The sequence below is a fragment of the Bartonella capreoli genome, assembly GCF_902813205.1.
GTDB lineage: Bacteria > Pseudomonadota > Alphaproteobacteria > Rhizobiales > Rhizobiaceae > Bartonella > Bartonella schoenbuchensis.
In genome coordinates this window covers 1-792 of the sequence record NZ_CADDZX010000070.1, presented here as the reverse complement: position 1 = coordinate 792, position 792 = coordinate 1, and the positions used below count along the sequence as shown (strand labels likewise).

Annotated in this window: 1 protein-coding gene and 1 pseudogene; both read left to right on the top strand. The window is 40.0% G+C overall.

The window, feature by feature from the left end:
• Positions 1-261 (top strand): annotated as a pseudogene (locus tag J7R05_RS07350) (filamentous hemagglutinin); the annotation flags it as partial.
• Positions 258-671, top strand: coding sequence for a hypothetical protein (locus J7R05_RS07345; RefSeq protein WP_208541778.1), 414 nt, complete (start codon positions 258-260; stop codon positions 669-671). The pseudogene J7R05_RS07350 and the gene J7R05_RS07345, both read left to right, overlap by 4 nt.
• Positions 672-792: the final 121 nt, after the last annotated feature.

The window sequence follows — 792 nt, the reverse complement described above, 5'->3', positions numbered from 1 at the left end:
AAGTTAAACAGGCTAAATAATGGCAAACAAACCACGGTCGGTTTTGATGGGCATAGATATGACTTTGTAAGCCGAGTGATCGGCGGTAATGGCTATACCTACCAAACAGTGCCTACCGGTAGTAACAGTTGGAAAGAGGCATACAAAATGTTCACAGATCCTAACAATGTCCACACTTGTCTTGGAGATGCGAGTTATATATGTAGAGTGCGCTATGGCATATCCCATCGAGTACAAATTGATTCAAGGAGAAAGAAATGAAACAAATCTTAAAATTATTGAGTGGTATAGTTTTGTTAAGTATCGCTGGATGTCAGTTTAATAAAACTCCCACATCATCTATAGGAATGTGGGAGAAGCCTGGAGCAGACTTTACTGAAATAGGAAAAGCATTGTTAGAATGTGGCATGCCAACTCCTTATGATAAAGATCCAGAAAGTATAAAGATAAGCAACAATGCATTAGCAACAATTTATGCTTGCATGCTTCAAGATGGTTTCCTTTATAAAGATAAAGAGGTATTGAATATGGGGGGACCGTGTTATACTTTTAGAGAGGAAAACCTTCCCATTTGCCAGCCTGGCGCTGTTATTCCGAGGCGCAGTGTCAAGAAGCGCTTAAATAGCCCGTTTTGTAAACAGCATCCAGAACAATATGAGTGCTATCCTTAAGTCTTTCTGCATTTGAAGACCAACAATTCCCCTTCCTTGCTTTTGCTTGGAAGGGTGGTTTTTTTGCTCATTCCACCATCTCAACGCTGTATGTGAAGCAATATGATGTAGGGAATACACT